General features: G+C 59.7%; 21 protein-coding genes. 7 read left to right on the forward strand and 14 right to left on the reverse strand.

Annotated elements, in window-relative coordinates:
* Window positions 1–26: 26 nt before the first annotated feature.
* From BLW70_RS11145 to BLW70_RS11155, 3 genes are all read right to left on the reverse strand, one after another.
* The gene (locus BLW70_RS11145) at window positions 27–1,454 is read right to left on the reverse strand and encodes a di-heme oxidoreductase family protein (RefSeq protein WP_074874058.1); all 1,428 of its coding nucleotides are present in this window, start codon (window positions 1,452–1,454) and stop codon (window positions 27–29) included.
* Window positions 1,455–1,723: 269 nt separating this feature from the next.
* Entirely contained in the window at window positions 1,724–3,058 is a 1,335-nt protein-coding gene (locus BLW70_RS11150; protein ID WP_074874059.1) for an imelysin family protein, read from the reverse strand.
* A gap of 208 nt (window positions 3,059–3,266) precedes the next feature.
* Window positions 3,267–5,318 carry a putative bifunctional diguanylate cyclase/phosphodiesterase gene (locus BLW70_RS11155; protein ID WP_074874060.1) on the reverse strand — a complete coding sequence of 684 codons (2,052 nt, stop codon included), beginning with the start codon at window positions 5,316–5,318 and terminating at the stop codon, window positions 3,267–3,269.
* A 744-nt stretch (window positions 5,319–6,062) separates the two neighbouring features.
* Here BLW70_RS11155 and BLW70_RS11160 point away from each other — a divergent pair.
* A complete protein-coding gene (locus BLW70_RS11160; RefSeq protein WP_074874061.1) occupies window positions 6,063–6,329 on the forward strand; it encodes a DUF6124 family protein in 267 nt (88 codons plus the stop codon).
* A gap of 173 nt (window positions 6,330–6,502) precedes the next feature.
* On the opposite strand, the gene BLW70_RS11165 is transcribed toward BLW70_RS11160, so the two are convergent.
* From BLW70_RS11165 to BLW70_RS11175, 3 genes are all read right to left on the reverse strand, one after another.
* Window positions 6,503–7,099 (reverse strand): superoxide dismutase, encoded by a 597-nt coding sequence (locus BLW70_RS11165; protein WP_074874062.1) that lies wholly within the window; start codon window positions 7,097–7,099, stop codon window positions 6,503–6,505.
* Window positions 7,100–7,539: 440 nt separating this feature from the next.
* Window positions 7,540–8,142, reverse strand: a complete 603-nt coding sequence (locus tag BLW70_RS11170) for a LysE/ArgO family amino acid transporter (RefSeq protein WP_074874063.1) — start codon at window positions 8,140–8,142, stop codon at window positions 7,540–7,542.
* A gap of 5 nt (window positions 8,143–8,147) precedes the next feature.
* Window positions 8,148–8,549, reverse strand: coding sequence for an ACT domain-containing protein (locus BLW70_RS11175; RefSeq protein WP_074874064.1), 402 nt, complete (start codon window positions 8,547–8,549; stop codon window positions 8,148–8,150).
* 96 nt (window positions 8,550–8,645) lie between these two features.
* On the opposite strand from BLW70_RS11175, the gene BLW70_RS11180 reads away from it, so the two are divergent.
* The 4 genes from BLW70_RS11180 (at window position 8,646) to BLW70_RS11195 (ending at window position 12,690) form a co-directional block, all read left to right on the forward strand.
* Window positions 8,646–9,539, forward strand: a complete 894-nt coding sequence (locus tag BLW70_RS11180) for a LysR family transcriptional regulator ArgP (protein ID WP_074874065.1) — start codon at window positions 8,646–8,648, stop codon at window positions 9,537–9,539.
* Window positions 9,540–9,606: 67 nt separating this feature from the next.
* Window positions 9,607–10,599, forward strand: a complete 993-nt coding sequence (locus BLW70_RS11185; protein WP_074874066.1) for an NAD-dependent epimerase/dehydratase family protein — start codon at window positions 9,607–9,609, stop codon at window positions 10,597–10,599.
* 118 nt (window positions 10,600–10,717) lie between these two features.
* Window positions 10,718–11,584, forward strand: coding sequence for an ATPase (locus tag BLW70_RS11190; protein WP_074874067.1), 867 nt, complete (start codon window positions 10,718–10,720; stop codon window positions 11,582–11,584).
* A gap of 257 nt (window positions 11,585–11,841) precedes the next feature.
* Window positions 11,842–12,690: a cache domain-containing protein gene (locus BLW70_RS11195; RefSeq protein ID WP_074874068.1), complete on the forward strand. Its 849-nt coding sequence runs from the start codon at window positions 11,842–11,844 to the stop codon at window positions 12,688–12,690.
* Window positions 12,691–12,812: 122 nt separating this feature from the next.
* Here BLW70_RS11195 and BLW70_RS11200 read toward each other — a convergent pair whose 3' ends face one another.
* Window positions 12,813–14,330: an MDR family MFS transporter gene (locus BLW70_RS11200; RefSeq protein ID WP_074874069.1), complete on the reverse strand. Its 1,518-nt coding sequence runs from the start codon at window positions 14,328–14,330 to the stop codon at window positions 12,813–12,815.
* A gap of 80 nt (window positions 14,331–14,410) precedes the next feature.
* On the reverse strand, window positions 14,411–15,604 hold the full coding sequence (gene pobA, locus BLW70_RS11205; RefSeq protein ID WP_074874070.1) for a 4-hydroxybenzoate 3-monooxygenase: 1,194 nt from the start codon (window positions 15,602–15,604) through the stop codon (window positions 14,411–14,413).
* Window positions 15,605–15,782: 178 nt separating this feature from the next.
* On the opposite strand from pobA, the gene BLW70_RS11210 reads away from it, so the two are divergent.
* Window positions 15,783–16,679 carry a helix-turn-helix domain-containing protein gene (locus BLW70_RS11210; protein WP_074874071.1) on the forward strand — a complete coding sequence of 299 codons (897 nt, stop codon included), beginning with the start codon at window positions 15,783–15,785 and terminating at the stop codon, window positions 16,677–16,679.
* 22 nt (window positions 16,680–16,701) lie between these two features.
* On the opposite strand, the gene BLW70_RS30780 is transcribed toward BLW70_RS11210, so the two are convergent.
* The gene (locus tag BLW70_RS30780) at window positions 16,702–16,878 is read right to left on the reverse strand and encodes a hypothetical protein (protein WP_162842850.1); all 177 of its coding nucleotides are present in this window, start codon (window positions 16,876–16,878) and stop codon (window positions 16,702–16,704) included.
* A gap of 245 nt (window positions 16,879–17,123) precedes the next feature.
* Window positions 17,124–18,029: a LysR family transcriptional regulator gene (locus BLW70_RS11220; RefSeq protein ID WP_074874073.1), complete on the reverse strand. Its 906-nt coding sequence runs from the start codon at window positions 18,027–18,029 to the stop codon at window positions 17,124–17,126.
* Window positions 18,030–18,143: 114 nt separating this feature from the next.
* Between BLW70_RS11220 and BLW70_RS11225 the strand changes: the two genes are divergently transcribed.
* Window positions 18,144–19,025: an MBL fold metallo-hydrolase gene (locus BLW70_RS11225; protein ID WP_074874074.1), complete on the forward strand. Its 882-nt coding sequence runs from the start codon at window positions 18,144–18,146 to the stop codon at window positions 19,023–19,025.
* Between the two features lie 117 nt (window positions 19,026–19,142).
* Here the strand turns inward: BLW70_RS11225 and BLW70_RS11230 are convergent, their stop codons facing one another.
* From BLW70_RS11230 to BLW70_RS11245, 4 genes are all read right to left on the reverse strand, one after another.
* A complete protein-coding gene (locus BLW70_RS11230; protein WP_074874075.1) occupies window positions 19,143–19,913 on the reverse strand; it encodes an SDR family oxidoreductase in 771 nt (256 codons plus the stop codon).
* 216 nt (window positions 19,914–20,129) lie between these two features.
* On the reverse strand, window positions 20,130–20,600 hold the full coding sequence (locus tag BLW70_RS11235) for a YehS family protein (RefSeq protein WP_074874076.1): 471 nt from the start codon (window positions 20,598–20,600) through the stop codon (window positions 20,130–20,132).
* Between the two features lie 75 nt (window positions 20,601–20,675).
* Window positions 20,676–21,386 carry an rRNA pseudouridine synthase gene (locus BLW70_RS11240; protein ID WP_074874077.1) on the reverse strand — a complete coding sequence of 237 codons (711 nt, stop codon included), beginning with the start codon at window positions 21,384–21,386 and terminating at the stop codon, window positions 20,676–20,678.
* 193 nt (window positions 21,387–21,579) lie between these two features.
* Window positions 21,580–22,053, reverse strand: a complete 474-nt coding sequence (locus BLW70_RS11245; RefSeq protein ID WP_007907294.1) for a GNAT family N-acetyltransferase — start codon at window positions 22,051–22,053, stop codon at window positions 21,580–21,582.
* Window positions 22,054–22,066 lie beyond the last annotated feature (13 nt).

The raw sequence follows: 22,066 nt of genomic DNA on the forward strand, positions 1-22,066 counted from the left end.
GTCGGGCTCCCGCTATGGAATACGTATTAAAGGGAATTCAAGAACGCCAGCAACGCAGCGCGCTGCTCGGCATTGAAAGACAACACCTGTTGCTGCGCCGCTGTGGCTTCGCCGCCATGCCAAAGCACGGCTTCGAGCAGATTGCGGGCGCGGCCATCGTGCAGAAACCGGGTGTGGCCACTGACCGCTTGCGTCAGGCCGATGCCCCACAACGGCGGGGTGCGCCAGTCGCGGCCACTGGCCTGGAATTCGCTTCGGTGGTCGGCCAGGCCGTCGCCCATGTCATGCAGCAGCAGGTCGCTGTAAGGGCGAATCACTTGATTGGCCAGTTCAGGTTCTGCGGCATTGGCGGCAGTGGTGTATTTCGGCGTGTGGCAGGACTGGCATCCGGCCTGGAAAAACAGAGTTTTGCCGGCCAGCACCTCGGGGGCGCTGACATCACGGCGGGCCGGGACGGCGAGGTTACGGCTGTAGAACAGCACCAGACGCAGGATGTTGTCGCTGACTTCCGGCTCGCCATCGGCGCCATTGCCGTTGGGCGCCTGCTTGCAAGCGGTTTGCGCGTCGGTGCAGTCATCGACGGGGCGCAGACGGGTTGTGAGGCCCATATCGCCGGAGAACGCATGAACGTTCTGTTGATTAAGGTTGGGTTGGCCGGCCTTCCAGCCGAATCGCCCGAGAACGGTTTTTTGTTGCGCGTCATCCCAGACGCGGTTCGGGCGTCCGGCGATCCCGTTTTTGTCTTTTGCCTGAGCCTCGGCGTTGGCCAGGATCGCCTCGTCGGGGATCGCTTCGAGCAGGCCCAGGCCAATCATCGGCGGTGCGACCCTGGCCGAGAAACGCGTGTCAGGGTGCATCGGGCCGTAGCCGAGCTGGGTGATCTGCAACGTCGGCTTGCGCAACTCGACTTCGGTGCCGTCCTTGAAGCGAACCGGAACGGGCGTGTAATCGACGCGCACTTTGCCTTCCGGCACGACACCCGGCACGGACATGTCCTGCAATTGTCCGCCGTAGACCGGCTCCGGGACTACACCGAGTTGCTCGATCACTTTGGCATACGCTGGCGTATCGGGAATCGACAGGCGAACCAGCATCGACACGGCGTTCTGTGCATCAGGCGTGGGCGGATGACCGCGGCCGTCCTTGATGTGGCAGTTCTGGCAAGCGTTGGTGTTGAACAGCGGGCCAAGGCCATCCCGGGCGGTGGTGGTCGACGGGGCGATCACCCAGGGATTTCGGAAAAAGCTGTTGCCGACACTGAAATCCACGCGCCGTGACGGCGGCAGGTTGGCGGACGGCAGGGAAAATGCGTTCTGATCGGTCTTGCGCACGGTTGCGCTGCCACCGGACCGGGCTTCACCGGGTTCGGCCTCGGTAAAACGCGGGACGTCATCGCAGGCACTCAGGCCCAGGGCCAGCAACAGTGCGGACAAGCGAAGAGGCAGCGAGGGCATCAGACATCCTGCAAGACGAGCAAAACAAGGGCGCAAAGTCTAACAGGGCAGGGGAGATTGAATAAGAGGAATTATCGTTTGGTTGATGTAGCGCACTGATCGTTCCCACGCTCTGCGTGGGAATGCCTCTACGGACGCTCCGCGTTCGGCTCTGGATGGGACGCGGAGCGTCCCGGGCTGCATACCCACGCAGAGCGTGGGAACGATCGGCACTCAAAAATCAGGAATGAAAAAGGCGACCCGAGGGTCGCCTTTTTATTCAGCGTTGATCAGAACTCGTGATCAGCGTTGTCCGGGTTCAGGTCACTGATGCCCAGTTTGCCAGCGGCGGCTTCGATCGAACCGGTCTGCTTGACCAGGGAAGCGATAGCGTCACGGACGATCTGGTTGCCAGCGGTGTTGCCGGCGGCGATCAACTGGTCGTAGTGCTCACCCTTGTTGGCGTGATCGACGATGACCTGCATCTTGGCTTCGGTCGCCGCCAGGTCGGCTTTCAGCGCGGTGTCGGCAGCCGGGTCAGCCTTGGCTACCAGGGACGACAGGCTGGCGCCAGTCATTTTGGTGCCGTCGACGCGGGTGTATTCGCCCAGGTACACGTTACGAATGCCTTTGGCATCGTAGAACTGCGAATTGTGGGTGTTGTCGCTGAAGCAGTCGTGTTCGTCTTCCGGCGAGTTGGCTTCCAGGGAAACCTTCATGCGCTCGCCCGCCAGTTCGCCCAGGGACAGGCTGCCCATGCCGAACAGCATTTTGCGCAGGCCGGATTCAGCTGGCTCGGCTTCCAGGGTGGCGCGGTAGTTGTCGGCCACTTTAGGCTTCCAGTTACCGACCATTTCTTCCAGGTCGCTGACCAGCAGTTGGGTCACGGACTTCAGGTAAGCGCGGCGACGATCGTTATGCCCGCCGGTTGCGCCTTTGCCTTCCAGGTAGTCGGAAGCTGGACGGTTGCCGGCGCCAGGGCCGGTGCCGTTCAGGTCCTGGCCCCAGAGCAGGAATTCGATGGCGTGGTAGCCGGTGGCAACGTTAGCTTCGGAACCTCCGAGCTCGTTCAGGCTCGCGAGTTTTGCCGGGGTAATGTCTTTCACGTCGATCTTGTCTTCGCCGACCTGAACCTGGGTGTTGGCGATGATGTTGGCCGTGGCGCCCGGGTTACCCAGTGCGTGCTCGTAGGATTTGTCGACGTAGTCGATCAGGCCTTCGTCCAGTGGCCAGGCGTTCACCTGACCTTCCCAGTCGTCGATGATGGTGTTGCCGAAGCGGAACACTTCGCTCTGCAGGTAAGGAACGCGGGCAGCGATCCAGGCAGCCTTGGCCGCTTTCAGGGTGTCGGCGTTCGGCTTGGCGAGGAAGGCGTCGACGGCGGATTGCAGGGTCTTCGCGGTAGATTCGGCATCGCTGTAGACGGCGAAGACGATGTCGGCGTAATGCGCGACAACGGCTTTGGCGGCGGCTTCGTCGACTTTGCTGACAGCGGCGGGTGCAACAGCCGGGGCCGTGGTGCTGGCGGCCGGCGCAGCGACAGCTTTGTCTTTGCCTTCGCCACAACCGGCGAGGGAAATAGCGATGGCCAACAGACTGGCGGTAGCCAGAGGCATACGAATCATGGCGAACATCCTGCTTCGAGAGGGGGTTGAAGGCGCAGCAAGCGCGCAAAACTGCGACATAATGCAAATCTTTCGCATTATCTGTAAAGGGTTGTACCTGGAAATATTTCTTATTCAGGGGGGAGTTGTGTCGTGGATCAAGAGCACGCAGCCTTGTTTCACTCGACAGCTGCTACAGAGTGAAACGAGGCTGCGTTCTTTTGATCTTCTACAAAATAGCCGCGTTACTGCGCTGGGCCTGTTTCAGATACGCACTCAATTCCCGCGCCGGCAGCGGCTTGCTGTAGAGATAGCCCTGACCTTCGTGACAGCCCTCGGAAATGATGTAGGCCTCTTGCTCGGGGGTTTCCACGCCCTCGGCAATCACCTGCATGCCCAGGCTCTTGCCCAACTGGATGATGGCCCGAACGATGGTCGCGTCGTCGTCGTCATCGAGCAGGTCCTGAACGAAGCTCTTGTCGATCTTGATCTTGTCCAGCGGCAGGCTTTTCAGATAGCTCAATGACGAATAACCGGTGCCGAAATCGTCGATCGCGATCAGCGCACCGGAGCGGCGCAGGCTCAGCAGATGCTGGGCGGCCGTGCTGATGTCTTCCATCAGGCCGGTTTCGGTGACTTCCAGCTCCAGGCTGCGCGGTGGCAGGCGATACATCTGCAGCAGGTTGTTGACCACCCGTGGCAACTCGGCGTGGTGCAGCTGCACCGTGGACAGATTCACCGCCATGCGCAGGTCGACGAAACCCTGGTCATGCCAGTCGCGCAGTTGCTTGCACGCCTGATCCAGCACCCATTCGCCGATGGCGATGATGGTGCCGTTTTGCTCGGCCAAAGGGATGAACAAGTCCGGCGGAACCAGCCCGTGCTCGGGATGCTGCCAGCGAATCAGCGCCTCGACACCCACCACCCGGTGATCGCGATAGCTGATCTGCGGCTGGTAGACGAGGTAGAACTGGCCACGGACCAAGGCGTCGCGCAGGTCTTTTTCCAACTCGCGACGGCGGCGCATCTCGGTGTCGACGCTGGCGATATAGAACTGATAACGGTTGCGCGAGCGAGTCTTGGCCAGGGTCATGGTCTGCTCGGCTTTTTGCAGCAGTTTCTCGGTGCTGTCACCGTCCTCGGGGAACAGGGTGATGCCGATGGTGGCGCGCAGGCGAATCTCCTGATGATCGAGGGCAAATGCCGCTTCCAGGTCATCGAGAATGCTTTGGGCCAGTTCGGCCGCTTCGTAGGGTTGTTCGATGTCGGCCTGAACCAGGGCGAACTGGTCGCCGCCGAGGCGGGCGAGGGCGCCAAGGCGTCCGCTGTGCGCTCGCAGCCGATCGGCCAGGGCCAGCAGCAGTTGGTCGCCGGTCTGGTAGCTGAATTGTTCGTTGATGCCCTTGAAGTCGTCCAGGCCAACCACCAATACCGCGACGCGACGCTGCAACTTGCCGGCGTCTACCAGGATTTTGTCCAGTTGCTGCTGTAGTTGCTGGCGGTTCGGCAGACCAGTGAGGAAGTCGTACTGGGCCATGCGAAGCAGGCTGTTTTCCGCTTCGTGACGCAAATGGGTGTTGCGCTCGATGGACTCGAGCAACTGGTTGGCGGTGTTGATCCAGATCCCCAATTCGTTCTTTTCATGCCCCTTGAGCAGCGGGATCTTGTGTTCGCTGGGGCGATCCGGATTGATTTCCGTGAGGTGTTCGATGATCCGCGACAGCGGCTTGGTCAGCAGCCAGTGATAGACCAGGTACAGCACCAGCCCCATGGCCATCGCACGCAACACGCCGGAGATGAAGATGATCACCGAATTGACGATGAAGCCCTGGCCATAGGTGGCGGTGTCGAGGGTGATGTTCAAGTCGCCGTAATACTCGCTGTAAGGACCGCGACCCACCAGTTGGGTGGTGAAGGTGCGTTCCTTGCCGAGGATCAGGTCGGTCAGCCAGCGACTGTCGGAGTGCTGCAGCTCGCGAGACTTTTGCGCGAGCATGGCTTCGTTGGGATGGCCGATGGAGGCCTTGCGCACAGCGTCGTCCTGAAACAGGCCTTCGATCACTTGCATACCCATTTCCCGGTCCAGGCTGTAGACGGCCTGTGTCGAGGGGTCGCGGAACATGTCGAGGATGCGCTGGGCATCGCTGGCCACGGCCTGGCGCGTTTTGTAGGCATCGAAAACGATCTGCGCGCAGCTCAAGACCACGCCTACGATCAATGCCGAAAGGAGCACGACCCGGAGCAACTTCACCGACAAGCTGTTCTTGAGTTCCAGCTTCAAAGAGTCATTCCTTGTTCCGTGCGGGTAGCGTCAAGTTGCCATGAGTATTGGCAATCCGGTGATGGCAGTCAAAGGGACAATCAATCCCATGGGGTTTTGTTTGTAGCTTGGCTGAAATGCTGTGGTTAGGAGTGTTTGGCTATTCGTACTGTGTCGGTTGTCGGGGTCTTCAACTTGAGGGGGCTCGGGACATATTTTCCGTTTGGTTGATGTTAGACGGCTGTGGCGTTGGGGCAAGGGGCTGAAGTCTGGTTTCATTGTGGGAAATCGGCCTGGTTTCTGCTGGTGTACATATTCATTTCTACGGTAACGGCCACTTAGGGTTTCCCCCTTACGGCGAGTGCATGCAGGTTTGCTTTTTTGCTTTTGTAGGAGCATGGCTTGCCCGCGATGGCGGCCGCAAAGGCAACGGATGCGTTCGTTGAAACAGCGGTAAAAAAACCAGACCTTTCCCACGAGGTTTTCAGGTTGCCCGTAGGAAGCGGGTTCAATAACCTTTTGGCTGTCGCTGAAAATCAGCGATCGGGTGTGAGATCCCCGTCTAAGCAATTGGAAACCAGCGCTAGGCCCTCCATAATTGCCGCCAGCTCCAGGCTGTCAGCAATTGCTTTATGGCGGCTGTGTGCGGGCGGACTTCGGTCCGGCCGGGTTCCTTTTGCCGGTGATCTCACCCTGCACATAGCTGCCACCTCTTTTTCGAGTGAGATCGGGAATCGATGGCTCTAAACTCAAAAGGAAATGTAAGTGGATAAATTAATCCCCGATCCCCCCTTCAACACCACCCAATCCAATAATCCCAGAACCATGTTCATGATCGCCCCCGACATGGACACCGAAACCCTCCTGGCCCACGCCTGTGAGTCATTGGCCTCGGCAAGTGTTCTGGCCAGCGATTTCGCCACCAACCTGAGCGGCTCCCAGCGCAGTACGGCGTTGGCCATTGCGCAGATCGTCATGTTGGCGGACCTTGCCGTGAATAGGGCTTTGGATATCGTCGACCCACAGGACTAGGCGTTCAGTCAGTTCTACCGCGTCATCGTTCTTCGCGAGCAAGCCCGCTCCCACAGGTACAGCGGTGTCCTTGTGGGAGCGGGCTTGCTCGCGAAGGCGGCCGCCCAGGCACCACATTTCCACCGCCCATAAAAAAACCCGACCTAAGCCGGGTTTTTTCTTGGGCATCGATCTTAAGCGGTGAAGGTTTTGCCTTCGAACTGCTCAGCCACGAATTTCCAGTTGACCAGGTTCCAGAACGCTTCGACGTATTTTGGACGAAGGTTGCGGTAGTCGATGTAGTAAGCGTGTTCCCAGACGTCGCAGGTCAGCAGCGGGGTATCGCCGTTGGTCAGCGGGTTGCCGGCGCCGATGGTGCTGGCCAGGGCCAGGGAACCGTCAGCCTTTTTCACCAGCCAGCCCCAGCCGGAACCGAAGGTGCCGATGGAAGTCTTGCTGAATTCTTCCTTGAACTTGTCGAACGAACCGAAGGCTGCGTTGATCGCGTCGCCCAGTGCGCCGGTTGGTTGACCGCCGGCGTTTGGTGCCAGGCAGTTCCAGTAGAAAGTGTGGTTCCAGACTTGAGCGGCGTTGTTGAAGATGCCACCCGAGGAAGATTTGACGATTTCTTCCAGAGTCTTGCCTTCGAACTCGGTGCCTGGCACCAGGTTGTTCAGGTTCACGACATAGGTGTTGTGGTGCTTGTCGTGGTGGTATTCCAGAGTTTCCTTGGAAATGTGCGGCTGCAGGGCATCGTGTGCGTAAGGCAGCGGCGGCAATTCGAAAGCCATGATGATTCTCCTAATCAGGTCAGTTGCGGTGAGCGCAAGGCCGATCACGGGCGGCCAGACAAGCGCCGGGGAGTTTGTACTCTTTGCGGCGCATCGGACCGGATCATAGCACCGGGGGGGCGGCATAACCACGCAACAACTGTGTGGGATAGAGGTTCAAAGGGATGCCCTCACTAAATGACGGATCGCGTTGGAACTGTGATCGTGCCAGGCAAGGCGCGGGACGAAGAGGATGCTTTTTGCCTCTTCAAGTCCCGCAACGCCGCATGGCACGATCACAGCTCCAACCCGAAGGGCCGTCGCCCCGCAAAGCGCAATCCGTCGTTGTTCGTCGCTCATTTGGACCACCAAACCTCGCTCCTCACGCCTAGTCTTGCGCTTTGCGGGGCGGCGGCGCGACCGTCATTTAGTGAGGGCATCCCCTTAGCCTTTTGGAATAATCAGGAGGCGACGATTAATTGAAAGGCCACTGTGAACATCATCACCGCCACCAACAGATCAAGGATACGCCAGGTACTTGGCCGCGCTAGCCACGGCGCCAGCCACGCCGCGCCGAGCGCCAAGGTGAAAAACCACAGCAACGACGCACTGGCCGCGCCGACGACATAAGCGCCGGGCTCGGTTTGTTGGGCGCCGAGAGAGCCAATCAACAGCACGGTATCCAGATAAACGTGCGGGTTGAGCAGCGTTACGGCCAACGCACTGAGCATCACCGCGCGCAGCGAGCGCACGGTCTGGTTTTCACCTTGTTGCAGGCTCTGTTTCGAGCAGGCGCGACGCAACGCCAGGCTGCCATACCAAATCAGAAACACCGCGCCACCCCAGCGGGCGACTGCCAGCAACGTCGGGTTCTGCGCCAGCACCGTCGCCAGGCCGAATACGCCGGCAGCGACCAATAATGCATCGCAGGTCACGCAGAGCGCCGCCACGGGCAGGTGATGTTCACGCCGAAGGCTCTGGGCCAACACAAACGCATTTTGAGTACCGATCGCCATGATCAGCCCCGCGGCCACTAACAGGCCGTTCACATAGCTTTGCCACATATTTTTTACTCCGCGTTGGCTGCCAGGTCTCGCAGCACTTGCATGGCGCGTTCGGCATCGGCCTGACCGACGAACAGGTGATCGTGGTAATAGCCGGCGATCACGTTGCAACTGATGCCGGCCTGGCCTAATGCTGTGGCGAATGCGGCGGTCAGGCCGACGGCTTCGAGGGCCGAATGCACGTTCAAGGTGATCCAGGCCGCGACGTAATCGAAACTGAAACCGGCCTTCTCGGCGTGGGAACGTTCGAGAATCACCGTCAGACCTTCCTGCTCGCGGAAGCTGCCGACGATCTCCAGGCCTGCCGGCAGCTTGCCGTCGCGCAGGGTGCAGAACACGTATTCGCCGGCGTTGAGTTGCGGGCTCATGCTGCGCAGCAAAGTTGCCAATGAAGTTTCGCCAGCCATGTTGATGATCCTTGTTGAAGAGTTGTTGCTGGCCATTCTCGGGTGTCAGGCTGTATAAGAAAAACCAATCATGCTGATCGCTCATTAGGAAAACTGATGTTCGACTATAAATTGCTTTCTGCCTTGGCCGCGGTGGTCGAGCAGGCCGGGTTCGAACGTGCGGCTCAGGTGCTCGGCTTGTCGCAATCGGCGATCTCCCAGCGCATCAAACTCTTGGAGGCGCGGGTCGGCCAACCGGTGCTGGTGCGGGTGACTCCGCCGGCCCCGACCGAAATCGGCCGACGGCTGCTCAACCATGTGCAGCAGGTGCGTTTACTTGAACGGGACTTGCAGACACTGGTGCCGGCACTCGATGAAGAAGGTCTGCCGGAACGTCTGCGCATCGCCTTGAATGCCGACAGCCTCGCCACGTGGTGGGCCGCAGCCGTCAGTGATTTCTGCGCCGAGCAACACCTGCTGCTGGATCTGGTCGTCGAAGACCAGACGGTGGGCCTCAAACGCATGCGCGCTGGTGAAGTGGCCGCGTGCATCTGCGCCAGCGAGCGTCCGGTGGCGGGTGCGCGTAGCGTGTTATTGGGCGCCATGCGTTATCGAGCGTTGGCCAGCCCGGCATTTATCGCCCGGCATTTTCCTGAAGGCGTGCGCGCCGATCTGTTGTCGAAAACCCCCGCGTTGGTGTTTGGCCCGGACGATTTCCTACAGCATCGCTACCTCGCGTCCCTCGGCGTCGATGGCGGATTCGAACACCATCTATGCCCCTCGTCCGAAGGCTTCATCCGTCTCACGGAAGCGGGACTCGGTTGGGGCCTGGTGCCTGAACTGCAGGTGCGCGAGCAACTGGAACGCGGCGTATTGGTAGAGCTGTTGCCTGATAAGCCGATCGATGTGCCGTTGTACTGGCATCATTGGCGCAATGGCGGTCAGTTGCTGGGGTTGCTCACCGATCAATTGGTGCATTCGTCGAAGCAATGGCTGGTGCCGTTGGACTGACGGCCAGCGTCAAGACCTCACGTCTTACGCATATGCAAAACGCAAAACGAAATATTCGGAGCAATTCATGAAGATTCTGGTTACCGGCGCAAGCGGCTTCATCGGCGGGCGCTTTGCGCGTTTTGCCCTGGAGCAGGGCCTGGACGTGCGGGTCAACGGTCGCCGGGCCGAAAGTGTGGAGCATCTGGTGCGCCGTGGCGCCGAGTTCATCCAGGGCGACTTGGGCGACCCGGAACTGGCACGCGATCTGTGCTCAGACGTCGAAGCCGTGGTGCATTGCGCCGGTGCGGTCGGTTTGTGGGGGCGTTATCAGGACTTTCATCAAGGCAACGTGCAGGTTACCGAAAACGTGGTCGAGGCCTGTCTGAAGCAGCGGGTTCGGCGATTGGTGCACTTGTCCTCGCCGTCGATCTACTTCGATGGCCGTGATCACTTGGGGCTAACTGAAGAACAGGTGCCCAAGCGTTTCAAGCATCCCTATGCCGCAACCAAATACCTGGCCGAGCAAAAGGTTTTCGGCGCTCAGGAGTTCGGCCTCGAAACCCTGGCCTTGCGCCCGCGATTCGTGACCGGGGCCGGCGATATGAGCATCTTTCCGCGGTTGCTGAAAATGCAGCGCAAAGGACGGCTCGCGATCATCGGCAACGGCCTGAACAAGGTTGATTTCACCAGCGTGCAAAACCTCAATGAAGCGTTGCTCAGCAGTTTGCTGGCCAGCGGTTCGGCGTTGGGCAAGGCCTACAACATCAGCAACGGCACGCCGGTGCCGTTGTGGGACGTGGTCAATTACGTGATGCGCAAGATGGATGTCCCACAGGTCACGCGCTACCGTTCCTACGGTTTGGCCTACACCGTTGCAGCGCTCAACGAGGGCGTGTGCAAATTGTGGCCAGGCCGCCCCGAACCGACCCTGTCGCGCCTGGGCATGCAGGTGATGAACAAGAATTTCACCCTGGACATCAGCCGCGCCCGGCATTATCTGGACTACGATCCCAAAGTCAGTCTCTGGACCGCCCTCGATGAATTCTGCGGCTGGTGGAAGGCCCAGGACATCCGCTGACGCCCGGGTTGGCGCGGCAACACTGAACCGAGTTCCGGGTTGAAGGTCAATCGATGCGGCCGTGGGGGTTATACTGCGCCGCATCAAGCCATCACCGCGTTCCACAAAGGTTGACTCAATGTCCATGCGTAACGATGCCAACGACGACTTCGATATACCGAGCCTGCGTGCCGACAGCCTCGACGACGATGATTTTCCGACCACCGCTCGCACCTCCGTGCATTCGCGTACCACGCCCGTGGTCAAAGTCAAAAGCCCGAGCACTGGCCCGCTGTGGGCGCTGGTCGGCGCCTTGTTCTTTGCGTTTGCAGGCCTGGCCTGGTGGAGCTTTCAGCAGCTCTCGCTGATGGAACAGCAATTGGTGGCGACCCAGGAAAGTTTCGCGCGTATCAGCGAGGACGCGGCGGGGCGCTTGCAGGACATTTCCGGCAAGGTTGTCGCCAGTCAGACCAACGTCACCAGCGACAGCGAAGCCTTGAAGCTGCAAATCAAGCAGCTGGAAAGCAAGCTCCAGGATCAAGGCAAACAGCAGCAGGGCGTTGTCGGCCAGGCTTCGGAGCTGGACAAGCGTCTGGCGCAGATGAGTGCACAGACCACCGAACTGGATAAGCGCCTGGCGCAGATAACCGAGCAAGGCACTGAACAACAGACCGCCACTATTCAATTGCAGGCGCAGGTCAAAGTCTTGAATAGCGATGTCGCCGTGCTGAAAGCCAACCCGGCGGACACCGACAAATTCGACGCGCAACTTAAAAGCCTTGGCTCGGACATCGTTGCCCTGAAGAAACAAGGCAACCCGAGCGCCGCCATCGAGCGCCTGGAGCAGGAAGTCATTATCCTCAAAAGCCAACAGGACAATCGCCCGGCCGGCGGAAGCAATACTGCCGAATTCGACGCTTTCCGTAGCCAGGTCACCCGCACCATCAACTCCCTTCAGGCGCAGATCCAGAATCTGCAGCAACAGCTGCGCGCCCGGGGGCAATAGTCCGGATGCTGAACACCCGTGGCGAGGTGTGCTCTTTGTGGCGAGGGAGCTTGCTCCCGCTGGGTGGCGAAGCCGCCCCAAATCCCTTCGCTGCGGTCCTTCAGATAATCCGCGGTGCCCGATTTGCGACTGCTTCGCAGCCGAGCGGGAGCAAGCTCCCTCGCCACAAAAGCCCTTCGCCACTGTTTCCTGAATATTCGTACATATCCCCAAGCCGTCTACGCTCTTGAAACACCAACAAGAACGAGGGATGCGCAATGGGTTTCTTGCATAGGTTGGCCTTGCTGGGCGTGATGCTTTTGCTGTGCCTGGGCCAGGTTCAAGCCGCCGGCACGGAAAAGGACGACAGCCAGGCTGCCAAAGCCTTGCTGGAAAAAGCCTTGGCGTACTACCACGACAATGGCGACAAAGCCTTCGCTGCGTTCAGCCGTCAGGGCGAGTTTGTCGACAAGGATCGTTACGTGTTCGTGGTCGACACCAAAGGCGTGATGCTTGCCAGCGGCGGACCTTCTTCGGCGTTGATTGGCCGTGATGTGTCCGAAGTGCTCGGGCCGGAATTGGAGAAGGCCTTCAAAGACGCCTTGAAAGTGCCGGAAGGCAATGGCATCCAGCAGGCCGAATACCGCTGGCAGAACTGGTCCGACGGCAAGGTCGAACGCAAGCATGTGTTCTACCAGCGCGTCGGTCAGCGGATCCTGGCGGTCGGTTACTACTTGCCACGGGCCTCAGCGGAACAGGCAATGGCGTTGCTGAACAAAGCGGCGGCCGATCTGGCCAAGGACGAGAAGGGCACGCTCACGGCCATCAATTCCCTAAAGGGCGGTTACTTGCAGGATGACCTGTACGTCTTCGTCGTCGACCTGGATAACCAGCGTTATGTCGCCCATGGCACCAACCTGCGGTTGATCAATACCGATTTCAGCAAGATCAAGGACCCGGAAGGCAAACCGGTTGGGGAACCGATCCTGGCGCTGATGGCCAGGCAGGACAACGGCGAATACGAATACCGCTGGAAAAACCCGGTGACTGGCAAGGTCGAGGACAAGCATGCCTACCTGAAAAAGGTCGGGCATTTTCTGGTGGCTGTCGGGTATTACAGCCCTTGAACATGATCGTTCCCACGCTCTGCGTGGGAATGCCTCAATGGACGCTCTGCGTCCGCTCTTGGGACGCAGAGCGTCCCTGGCTGCATTCCCACGCAGAGCGTGGGAACGATCAGTCGGCGGGGTTATCGGACTTTATCTTCGCGCCCCCGCAATAGCATGTTCGGCATGGCAACCGCCGCCGCCAGCCCCAGCAGCGACACTGCCGCACTGACCATCAGCAAATGCCGGAACGTCAGCAACAGCTCAGCACGCAAGGCGTTCTGCGCATCCCCCGGCGCGGCGTTCAAGCCATCGAGCAAGACGTTCCCCGAACTGCCCTCGGCAATCATCGAAGAACCGGCCAGGTGGGCGAAACTTGAGTCCTGCAACAACGCCAGCAGCAGTGCCGACATCAACGCCACACCCACCGCGCCGCCCAGTGAGCGGAACAGGTTGGTGGTGCTGGTAGCGACACCGATATCCCGCTGTTGCACCGCGTTCTGCGTACCGACCAGGGATGTCGGAAACTGCATGCCGCTAGCGATTCCGCTGAGCAACATGAACAGACTACTGAGCACAAAGGCCTGGGGAGGGCTGAACGCCATACCGAGAATCGAGATCGGCATGAGCAGGGCGCCGGTCAGGATCATGGGCTTGTAGCGCCCGGTCACCGAAGTTCGGCGGCCGGCGAAATACGCGCCAATCGGCAAACCCATCGCCAGCGGCAACAGGTGCAGTGCGGCGCTGTCGGCCCCGGCGCCGGTCACGCTCTGGAAGCGCAGCGGCATCAACACAATCAGCGAGATCGCCTGGAAACTGGTGAAGAAGATCGTGCACCAGCACAGGATCGCATTGCGGTTGGCGAACAAATGCATGGGCAACAGCGGCTCCCGCGCCCGGCGTTCATGCCAGACGAACAGCGCCAATACCAACACTGCACAACCGAGCAGGCCCAGCACTTCGGCGCTGCGCCACGAATGGCCCTGGCCGACCTGGGTGATGCCCAGCAGCAAGGCGGTCAAGCCGATGATCATCAGCACCGTGCCGAAGTAGTCGATGATCGGTTTGCGCTGCGGTATTGGCAAACCCACCAACGTGCGATTGGCCACCAGCCAGGCACCGAGGCCCAGCGGCAGGTTGATCAAGAACACCCAGCGCCATGACAGGTACTCGGTCATGTAACCGCCGAGTACCGGGCCGGCCACGCTGGCCACGGCGTACATGCTGCTGAAATAGCCTTGATAGCGGCCGCGCTCCCGGGGCGGCACGATGTCGCCAATGATCGCCTGGCTGACCGAAATCATCCCGCCAGCACCGATGCCTTGAACGATCCGCGCCAGCACCAGCTGCTCCATGCTCTGGGCCATGCCGCAGAAAAACGAAGCGACCGTGAACAACCCCATGCCAAACAGCATCAACGTGCGGCGACCGTACAGATCGCCCAGTTTGCCGTAGATCGGCACGGCCACCGTCATCGCCACCATGTAGCCGGAAATCACCCAGGCCAGCAGGCTGACGTCCTTGAATTGTGCGGAAATGGCCGGCATCGACACGGCGACGATGGTCTGGTCCAGCGCGCCCAGAAAGATTGCCAGCATCAGGGCGATCAACACGCTGCGAATGGCCGGTTTGGGCGTTTCAGGCTGGTTGAGATTGGTCACGGGTTGGAACCTGCGGACGGTGATTGACCCGCAAGGAGCAAGGCGAGCGGGGATGCTCGCCAGTGTAAATCGGTAGCAGGCTATTCGATAGCCTCGTATGGAAGGCCGACGTAATTTTCTGCAATGGTTTTTCGACCGGCCTCGGAGTCGACGAAGTACCCCAGTTCCGACTCGGCAATCCGCTGGCTGAAGGCGTCGTTATCGTCAAAGCGGTGCAGCATCGAGGTCATCCACCAGGAAAACCGTTCGGCTTTCCACACCCGGCGCAGGCAAACCTCGGAGTATTTCTCCAGCAAATCCACACGGCCTTCCCGGTAAACCTTCAGCAGAATATTGAACAGCGTACTGACGTCGCTGGCCGCCAGGTTCAGGCCCTTGGCGCCGGTGGGCGGGACGATGTGCGCGGCGTCGCCGACCAGAAACATCCGCCCGTACTGCATCGGTTCGACGACAAAACTGCGTAACGGCGCGATGCTTTTTTCGATGGAAGGCCCCGTAACCAGGTTGTCAGCCAATGCTTCAGGCAAGCGGGATTTGAGTTCATCCCAGAAGCGCTGATCAGACCAGTTCTCGACCTGCTCGTCGGCCGGCACCTGGAGGTAATAGCGCGTGCGGGTGGCCGAACGCATGCTGCACAGGGCAAAACCGCGCTCATGCCGGGCGTAAACCAGCTCTTCATGCACGGGTGGGGTATCAGCGAGGATGCCGAGCCAGCCAAACGGATAGACCCGCTCGAACACGTTCAGGCACTCGGCAGGAATCGACTGCCGGGCCACGCCATGGAAACCGTCGCAGCCGGCGATGTAGTCACAATCGAGTCGATACAGCTCGCCGTCCTTCTCAAAAGTCACGAACGGCTCTGCGGTTTTCATCCCGTGAGGAACGACGTTGCTTGCCTTGTAAATCGTCTGCGCACCGGCCTCCCGACGAGCGGCCATCAGGTCGCGGGTAACCTCGGTCTGACCGTAGATCATCACCGTTTTGCCACCGGTCAGGGCTTGCAGATCGATGTGTACCTGGCGCCCGTCGAGGGCCAGTTCGAAGCCTCCATGGACCAGCCCTTCGGCGTCCATGCGCTGACCCACGCCGGCTTGGCGCAACAGCTCTGCCATGCCTTGTTCGAGGACGCCGGCACGGATTCGTCCGAGCACATAGTCCGGGCTCTGGCGTTCGAGAATCAGGGTGTCGATGCCGGCGTTGTGCAGCAATTGGCCGAGCAATAAACCGGACGGACCGGCGCCGATGATGGCGATTTGGGTTTTCAGCATTTTCATTGTTTTTATGACTCGCAAGCTTCACGCGACCAAGGCCGGTGAATTATTTTTATGGATCGAGTGCTTGCATTTTTCTCTCGCGGGTCTGTCAATTGAAGGGGAAAACTGAGCCGATACCTGTACATTCTGCCAATCGGTGCGATTATCGCCCGTCTACCCTGAGGCCTGGATTGAAGTGATGAACAAGCCTGACCTACCTTCGATTCCAGTGTTCAAGCTCTACGGTGAAAGCCTGGATTGGCCGACCCCGGACTTGCTGCACTGTGAAACCATTTCCAAACGCAGCCGCGAACACCAATGGGAAATCAAACCCCATCGCCACGCCGACTTGTGCCAGTTGCTCTTCGTATTCAAAGGTCAGGCAGAGCTTGAAATCGAAGGCAAACGTACGCAACTGACCGAGCCGGCGATCCTGGTCTTGCCGCCGTTATCGGTGCATGGCTATCGGTTTTCCGAGGACGTCGAAGGGTTTGTCGTGACCCTTGCCGCGCCGCTGGTTGCTCATCTTCAGGCGCAATTGGGTAACTCGGTGAACGCACTGGCCCAGGCCGAAAGCTATCCGGCGGGCGAGCAAGGCGAATACCTCAACAGCCTGTTTTCAGCGCTGCAAGACGAATACACCGGCCACCAGCCGGCTCGCGAAATGCTCATGCATTCGCTGGTCAGCGTGATCATGGTGTGGGTCAGCCGCCAAGTGATTTCCCGCCGCAACGCCAGCCAGCGTCCGCAGCGTGCCCGGGAATACCTCAACGGTTTTATCCAACTGGTGGAAGAGACCTATCGCCAGCACGTCAAGGTCGAGGACCTGGCGCATCGGCTGGGGATTTCCGTGTCTCACCTCAACGGCACCTGCCGTGAGCTGGCGGGACAACCGGCGTTGCAGATCATGCACGAACGTCAGTTGCTGGAGGCCAAGCGTTTGCTGACCTACACCAGCATGACCATTTATGAAATGTCCGACGTATTGGGGTTCTCTGATCCGACCAACTTCACGCGCCTGTTCCGGCGTCGAGTGGGGATCTCGCCCAAGGCATTTCGCGACCGCTTGAAGGCCGATCAGGACAACGGGGCCTGATCCCCTCGCCACAGCGTGTTCGTTACCGGAGGGCGTTGAGGGTCGCGTTGTGGGGAATGCAGCGTTCGAAGTTGCAGCTTGCGTATTCACGGGGCTGTTGTCGCAACTGCTCGACGCGCCAAGCCGCGGTGCCATACAGCGCGAGCGTGGCCGCGCAGGTGATGAAAATCGCGAGGTATCTTCTTGTTTTGATGTTCATGGCGTTGACCTCTGAACGAATACCCTTCGGTACTACTTTGAGCATAGGTCAGCGCCAGTGAGTTGCCAGCAACGCGGTCTCCCTGATCGTTCCCACGCTCCGCGTGGGAATGCAGCCCGGGACGCTCCGCGTCCCTTTCGAGAGCTGGAACGCGGAGCGTCCCTTGAGGCATTCCCACGCGGAGCGTGGGAACGATCAACCCTCTGTGGGAGCGAGCCTGCTCGCTCCCACATTTTTCGATCCGGTTACAGGCCGATATCCCACTCCGGCTCTTCGGGGAATCTGAGCACCAGAAAGTCCAGCATGCTGCGCAACGCCGCCGGCATGTGCTTGCGTGAGGCATACACCGCGTAAACGTTCATTTGCCGGGGTTCGGCATGGGGCAGCAGGCGGATCAGTTCGCCGCTGTGGATATGCACGCCGGCCTGATAACTGGGGAGCATCGCCACGCCAGCACCGGCCATCGCGGCGCGCAACAACGTACTGGCTTCGTTGGCGCTGATGTTGCCCTGTACCGGCACTGAGACTTGCTCACCGTCCTCCTCGAAGTGCCAGAGGCTTTTGCCGAAGTAGGAATGGGTCAGGCAGTTGTGCTGGCTCAGATCCTCGACCCGCAGCGGTGTCGGGTGTTCGAGCAAATAGGCAGGGGAGGCGCAGATCACCGAACGGCAGACCGTCAGCCGTCGCGCGATCAGGTTCGGGTCCAGGTCATTGCTGGTACGGATGGCCAGATCGATACGCTCATCCACCAGGTTTACCGTGCGGTCGAGCATCTGCAGGTCGATGCTGACGCCGGGATAACGTTTGACGTAAGCGGCCATGGCATCCGCCAGTTGTGCCTGGCCGAACGAAGTGCTGACACTGATCCGCAACATCCCGCGCGGTGCCTCGTCCGGTTCGCTGACGGCGGCCTGCATGTCCGTGGACAAATCGAGCATCTGCCGACATCGAGGCAGGATTTCACTGCCAGCGGCGGTCAGGCTCAATTTGCGCGTGGTGCGGTGCATCAGGCGTGCGCCGACCCAATCTTCCAGCTCCGCCAGATAGCGCGAAACCACCGGCCTAGACAGGTCCAGGTGATCGGCGGCGGCCGACTGGCTGCCCAGGTCAACCACCGTGATGAACACCCGCATTGCTTGTAGACGATCCATGATTTGCCCGCTTTCAGAAACAAACTATGTTCCAGCATCGCATTTTTTGTACTGAGTCATGCAACTAAGCTCTGTCCCATCGCCAAACACGGCATTCGGACAACGGAGCAACAGATGATCGGCTTCACCTCGCTTAAACGTATTTTGCTGGCCACCGCCACCTTCGGTTTCGCCGTCCACGCAGCGGCAGCCTCAACCCTGACCCTGGACGTCTACAACCCGGGCGACAAGGCGATCTTCCCGGTGACCTCGGTGTTGGTCAGTGGCGAGAAAGACGCGATTTTGGTGGATGCGCAATTTGGCAAATCCCAGGCCGAGCAAGTGGTCGAAAAGATCCGCGCCAGCGGCAAGCAATTGACCACCATCTACATCAGCCACGGTGACCCGGATTACTACTTCGGCCTCGATACCCTGACTGCCGCATTCCCCAACGCCAAAGTGCTCGCCTCGCAGCCGACCGTGGACCACATCCAGAACACCGTCGACGGCAAACTGGCGTTCTGGGGGCCGAAAATGGGCGCCGATGTACCGGCCAAAACCATCGTGCCGGAGGTGCTCAAGGGCGACAGCCTGATGCTCGAAGGGCAGAAGTTGCAGGTGGTGGGGCTGGACGGCAAGCAGCCGGATCGCAGCTTCGTGTGGATTCCGTCGATCAAGGCTGTGGTCGGTGGTGTCGTCGTCGCAGAAAACATTCACGTGTGGATGGCCGACACCCAGACGCCGCAGTCCCACGCCGATTGGCTGACCACGCTGCACGCCATTGAAACCCTGAAACCGAAAACTATCGTGCCGGGTCATTACCTCGGTGAGAGCGCCCGTTCGCTGGCCGCCGTGCAGTTCACCGCCGATTACATCAAGGCCTTCGACGAAGAAACCGCCAAGGCCAAACACGCTGCTGCGCTGATCGCCGCGATGAAAAAACGCTACCCGACGCTGGGTGAAGAAAGCTCTCTTGAACTGAGCGCGAAAGTCGCCAAGGGCGAGATGAAGTGGTAACCCGATTCACTCACACTCATTGATCGTTCCCACGCTCTGCGTGGGAATGCCTCAACGGACGCTCTGCGTTCGGCTTTGGAAGGAACGCGGAGCGTGGGAACGATCATCAGGAGAAGGTCAGAGACTGAACCCACCATCCAACGGGATGATATTCCCGGTCATGTAAGCACCGGCCGTACTCGCCAGACTGATTGCCAGCGCCGCCATCTCTTCTTCCCGGCCCCAGCGTTTCATCGGAATCAACGCCGTGTCGTCGGCCAGCGCCTGCTCATCATTGCCGATGTGCTGAGTCATCTTGCTCGGAAAACGCCCCGGCGCGATGACGTTGACGTTGATGTGCTGGCTCACCAACTCACGCGCCAGAATCCGCGACAGTTGATGCAGGGCCGCTTTACTCGGCCCGTAGGCATAAGCCTGCTCGCCGAAGGACGAAATGCCCGCCACTGAACCGATATTGATAATTCGCGCCGGATTCGCTGCCGAACCGGCCTTGCGCAGCAGTGGCAAAAACTGCTGGATGCAGTTGAACACCGAGGTCACGTTCAGCTGCATGACCTTTTCCCAGCCCTTGACCGGGTAGCTCTCCAGCGGCGCGCCCCACGTGGTGCCGGCGTTGTTCACCAGAATATCCAGCTGACCGATCTGCTCGCCCAGTCGCGTAGCCAGTTGAAGTACGCCTTCTTCGGTGGCCAGGTTGGCCGCCATGCCGTGGCAACGACCGAATGCGCTCAGCTCATCAGCCGTTTGCTGACAGGCTTCGGCATCCCGGGCGCAGACGTACACGGTGGCACCGGCCTCGACATAGGCCTTGGCGATCATTTTGCCGATACCACGGGTGCCGCCGGTCACCAGGGCGGTGCGGCCTTGCAGGGAAAAGTACGGGTGCATGGCGAATCCTGAGAGCTGAGGGTCATTACACCCTAGTCGTCAGCCGCCGGAAGCGGAGCCACTATTATTGCGAGGAATGAGCGGCCATATAGCCCTGTAGGAGCTGTCGAGTGCAACGAGGCTGCGATCTTTTGATGTTGCTTTTAAAAGCGAAGATCAAAAGATCGCAGCCTCGTTGCACTCGACAGCTCCTACAGGTCAGATCTGCTTCACGCGTTACTGCGGACGCACGCGCAGGGTCAGGCCCTTGAGGAAATTGCGCAGCAACTGGTCGCCGCACGGGCGGTAGTTGGTGTGGCCGAACTTGCGGAACAGCGCGCTCAGCTCAGGCTTGGACACCGGGAACTCGGAGGCCTTGAGGATGGCGTGCATGTCGTCTTCTTTCAGTTCGAAAGCCACACGCAGTTTCTTCAGGATGATGTTGTTGGTCACCGGCACTTCGATCGGCTGCGGCGGACGGCTTTCGTCCTTGCCGCGCTTGAAGGTCACCAGGCCGTCGAGGAAATGCGCCATGACTTCATCCGGGCAGCGTACGAAGCCTTCCTCGTCTTCCTCTTTCTTGTCGAGGTACGTCACCAGGTCTTCCAGGGCCACGTCCATGCCGCCGAGCTTGATGATTTCGATGACTTTCTTGTCGCTGATGTCGAGCATGTAGCGCACGCTGCGCAGTACGTCGTTATGAATCATGGTGTGCAATCCTGATATTCAGCAGTGGGCGCCGCATAAACAGCGGCGCCAAAATGTGTGGCGGCGTGAAAAGTCTTAGAACTTCTCTTTGCCGGACAGGTAACGCCATTGCCCCAACGGCACTTTGCCGATGGACACGCCGCCAATGCGGATGCGGCGGATGGCGACAACCTTCAGGCCTACGGCCTGGCAGAACAGGGCGATGACGCCCGGTTGTGGGTTCTTCATCGCAAAACGCAGGCGGTTTTCGTTCTGCCAGCTGGCTTTGACCGGCGGCAGTTCCTTGCCCTTGTAGGTCAGGCCGTGGTTCAGGCGGTTGAGGCCGTGAGCCACCATGTCGCCTTCAACTTCGACCACATACTCTTGCTCGATCTTGGCGGAATCGGCAGTGAGTTTGCGCAGGATCTTCCAGTCCTGGGTGAACACCAACAGACCGCTGGCGTTGGCCTGCAGATCGGTACTGGCGGTCAGGCGCAGGAAGTGGCCCTTGAGCGGGCGTTTGCCGTAGCGGTGTTCTTCGCTCAGGGTCTCGGCGCTGATGGTCGCCATGGCCGTTTCCGCGTCCATGCCCGCAGGGACGTTGAACAGGATGGTCACCGGCTCCGGCGCGGTTGCCTTGGCTTCGGGATCGAGCTCGACTTTTTGGGTGTCGACCTTGAACTGCGGCTCGTCGATGACCTTGCCGTCCACGGTGACCCAGCCGCCCTCGATGAACAGCTCAGCCTCCCGACGGGAACAGCCGACGAGTTCGATGAGGCGTTTGGAGAGACGAATCGGGTCAGTCATGACAGGGCCGTAACAAAAAAGGGGTGGGCATTGTACCTGCTGGACGCCGGTTAATCCCGGCTCCATTTGCGCTGTACGGCTTTTTGTGGGAGCTGGCTTGCCTGCGATAGCATCGCTGCGGCCTGACAGACAGACCGCGTCGTCTGCATCGCAGGCAAGCCAGCTCCCACATTGTTCTGTGTTGGGTCAGCCATTAACCATTACGCGTCAGTTGTTGAGACTGACGCAAACGCATGTGCAGCAACGGATACGGCTGACCCATACCGTCGTGCTCGGAGCGACCGATCACCTCAAAACCCTGCTTGAAGTAGAATCCCAAGGCCTGCGGATTCTGCTCATTGACGTCCAGCTCATCGGCGTTCAGGTGTTCCAGGGCATAGCGCAGCAATTGCTTGCCCAGGCCTTTGCCGCGATGCGCCGGGTCGATGAAGAGCATTTCGATCTTGCCCGCCGCCACGCCGGCGAACCCGGTGATGCGCTGGCGTGAGTCTTTGGTACAGATCAGCATCACCGCGTCGAGGTAGCGGGTCAGCACCAGATTCTTCAGCAGGTCGATGTAGCTGTCGGGCAGAAAGTCATGGGTGGCGCGCACCGAGGCTTCCCACACTTGGGTGAGTTCTTCGTAGTCGCTCTGTTTCGGTGTGTGAATGACCGAGTGTTGGCGCATGCCCGCTGGCCTC

It is taken from the genome of Pseudomonas frederiksbergensis, assembly GCF_900105495.1.
GTDB lineage: Bacteria > Pseudomonadota > Gammaproteobacteria > Pseudomonadales > Pseudomonadaceae > Aquipseudomonas > Aquipseudomonas frederiksbergensis.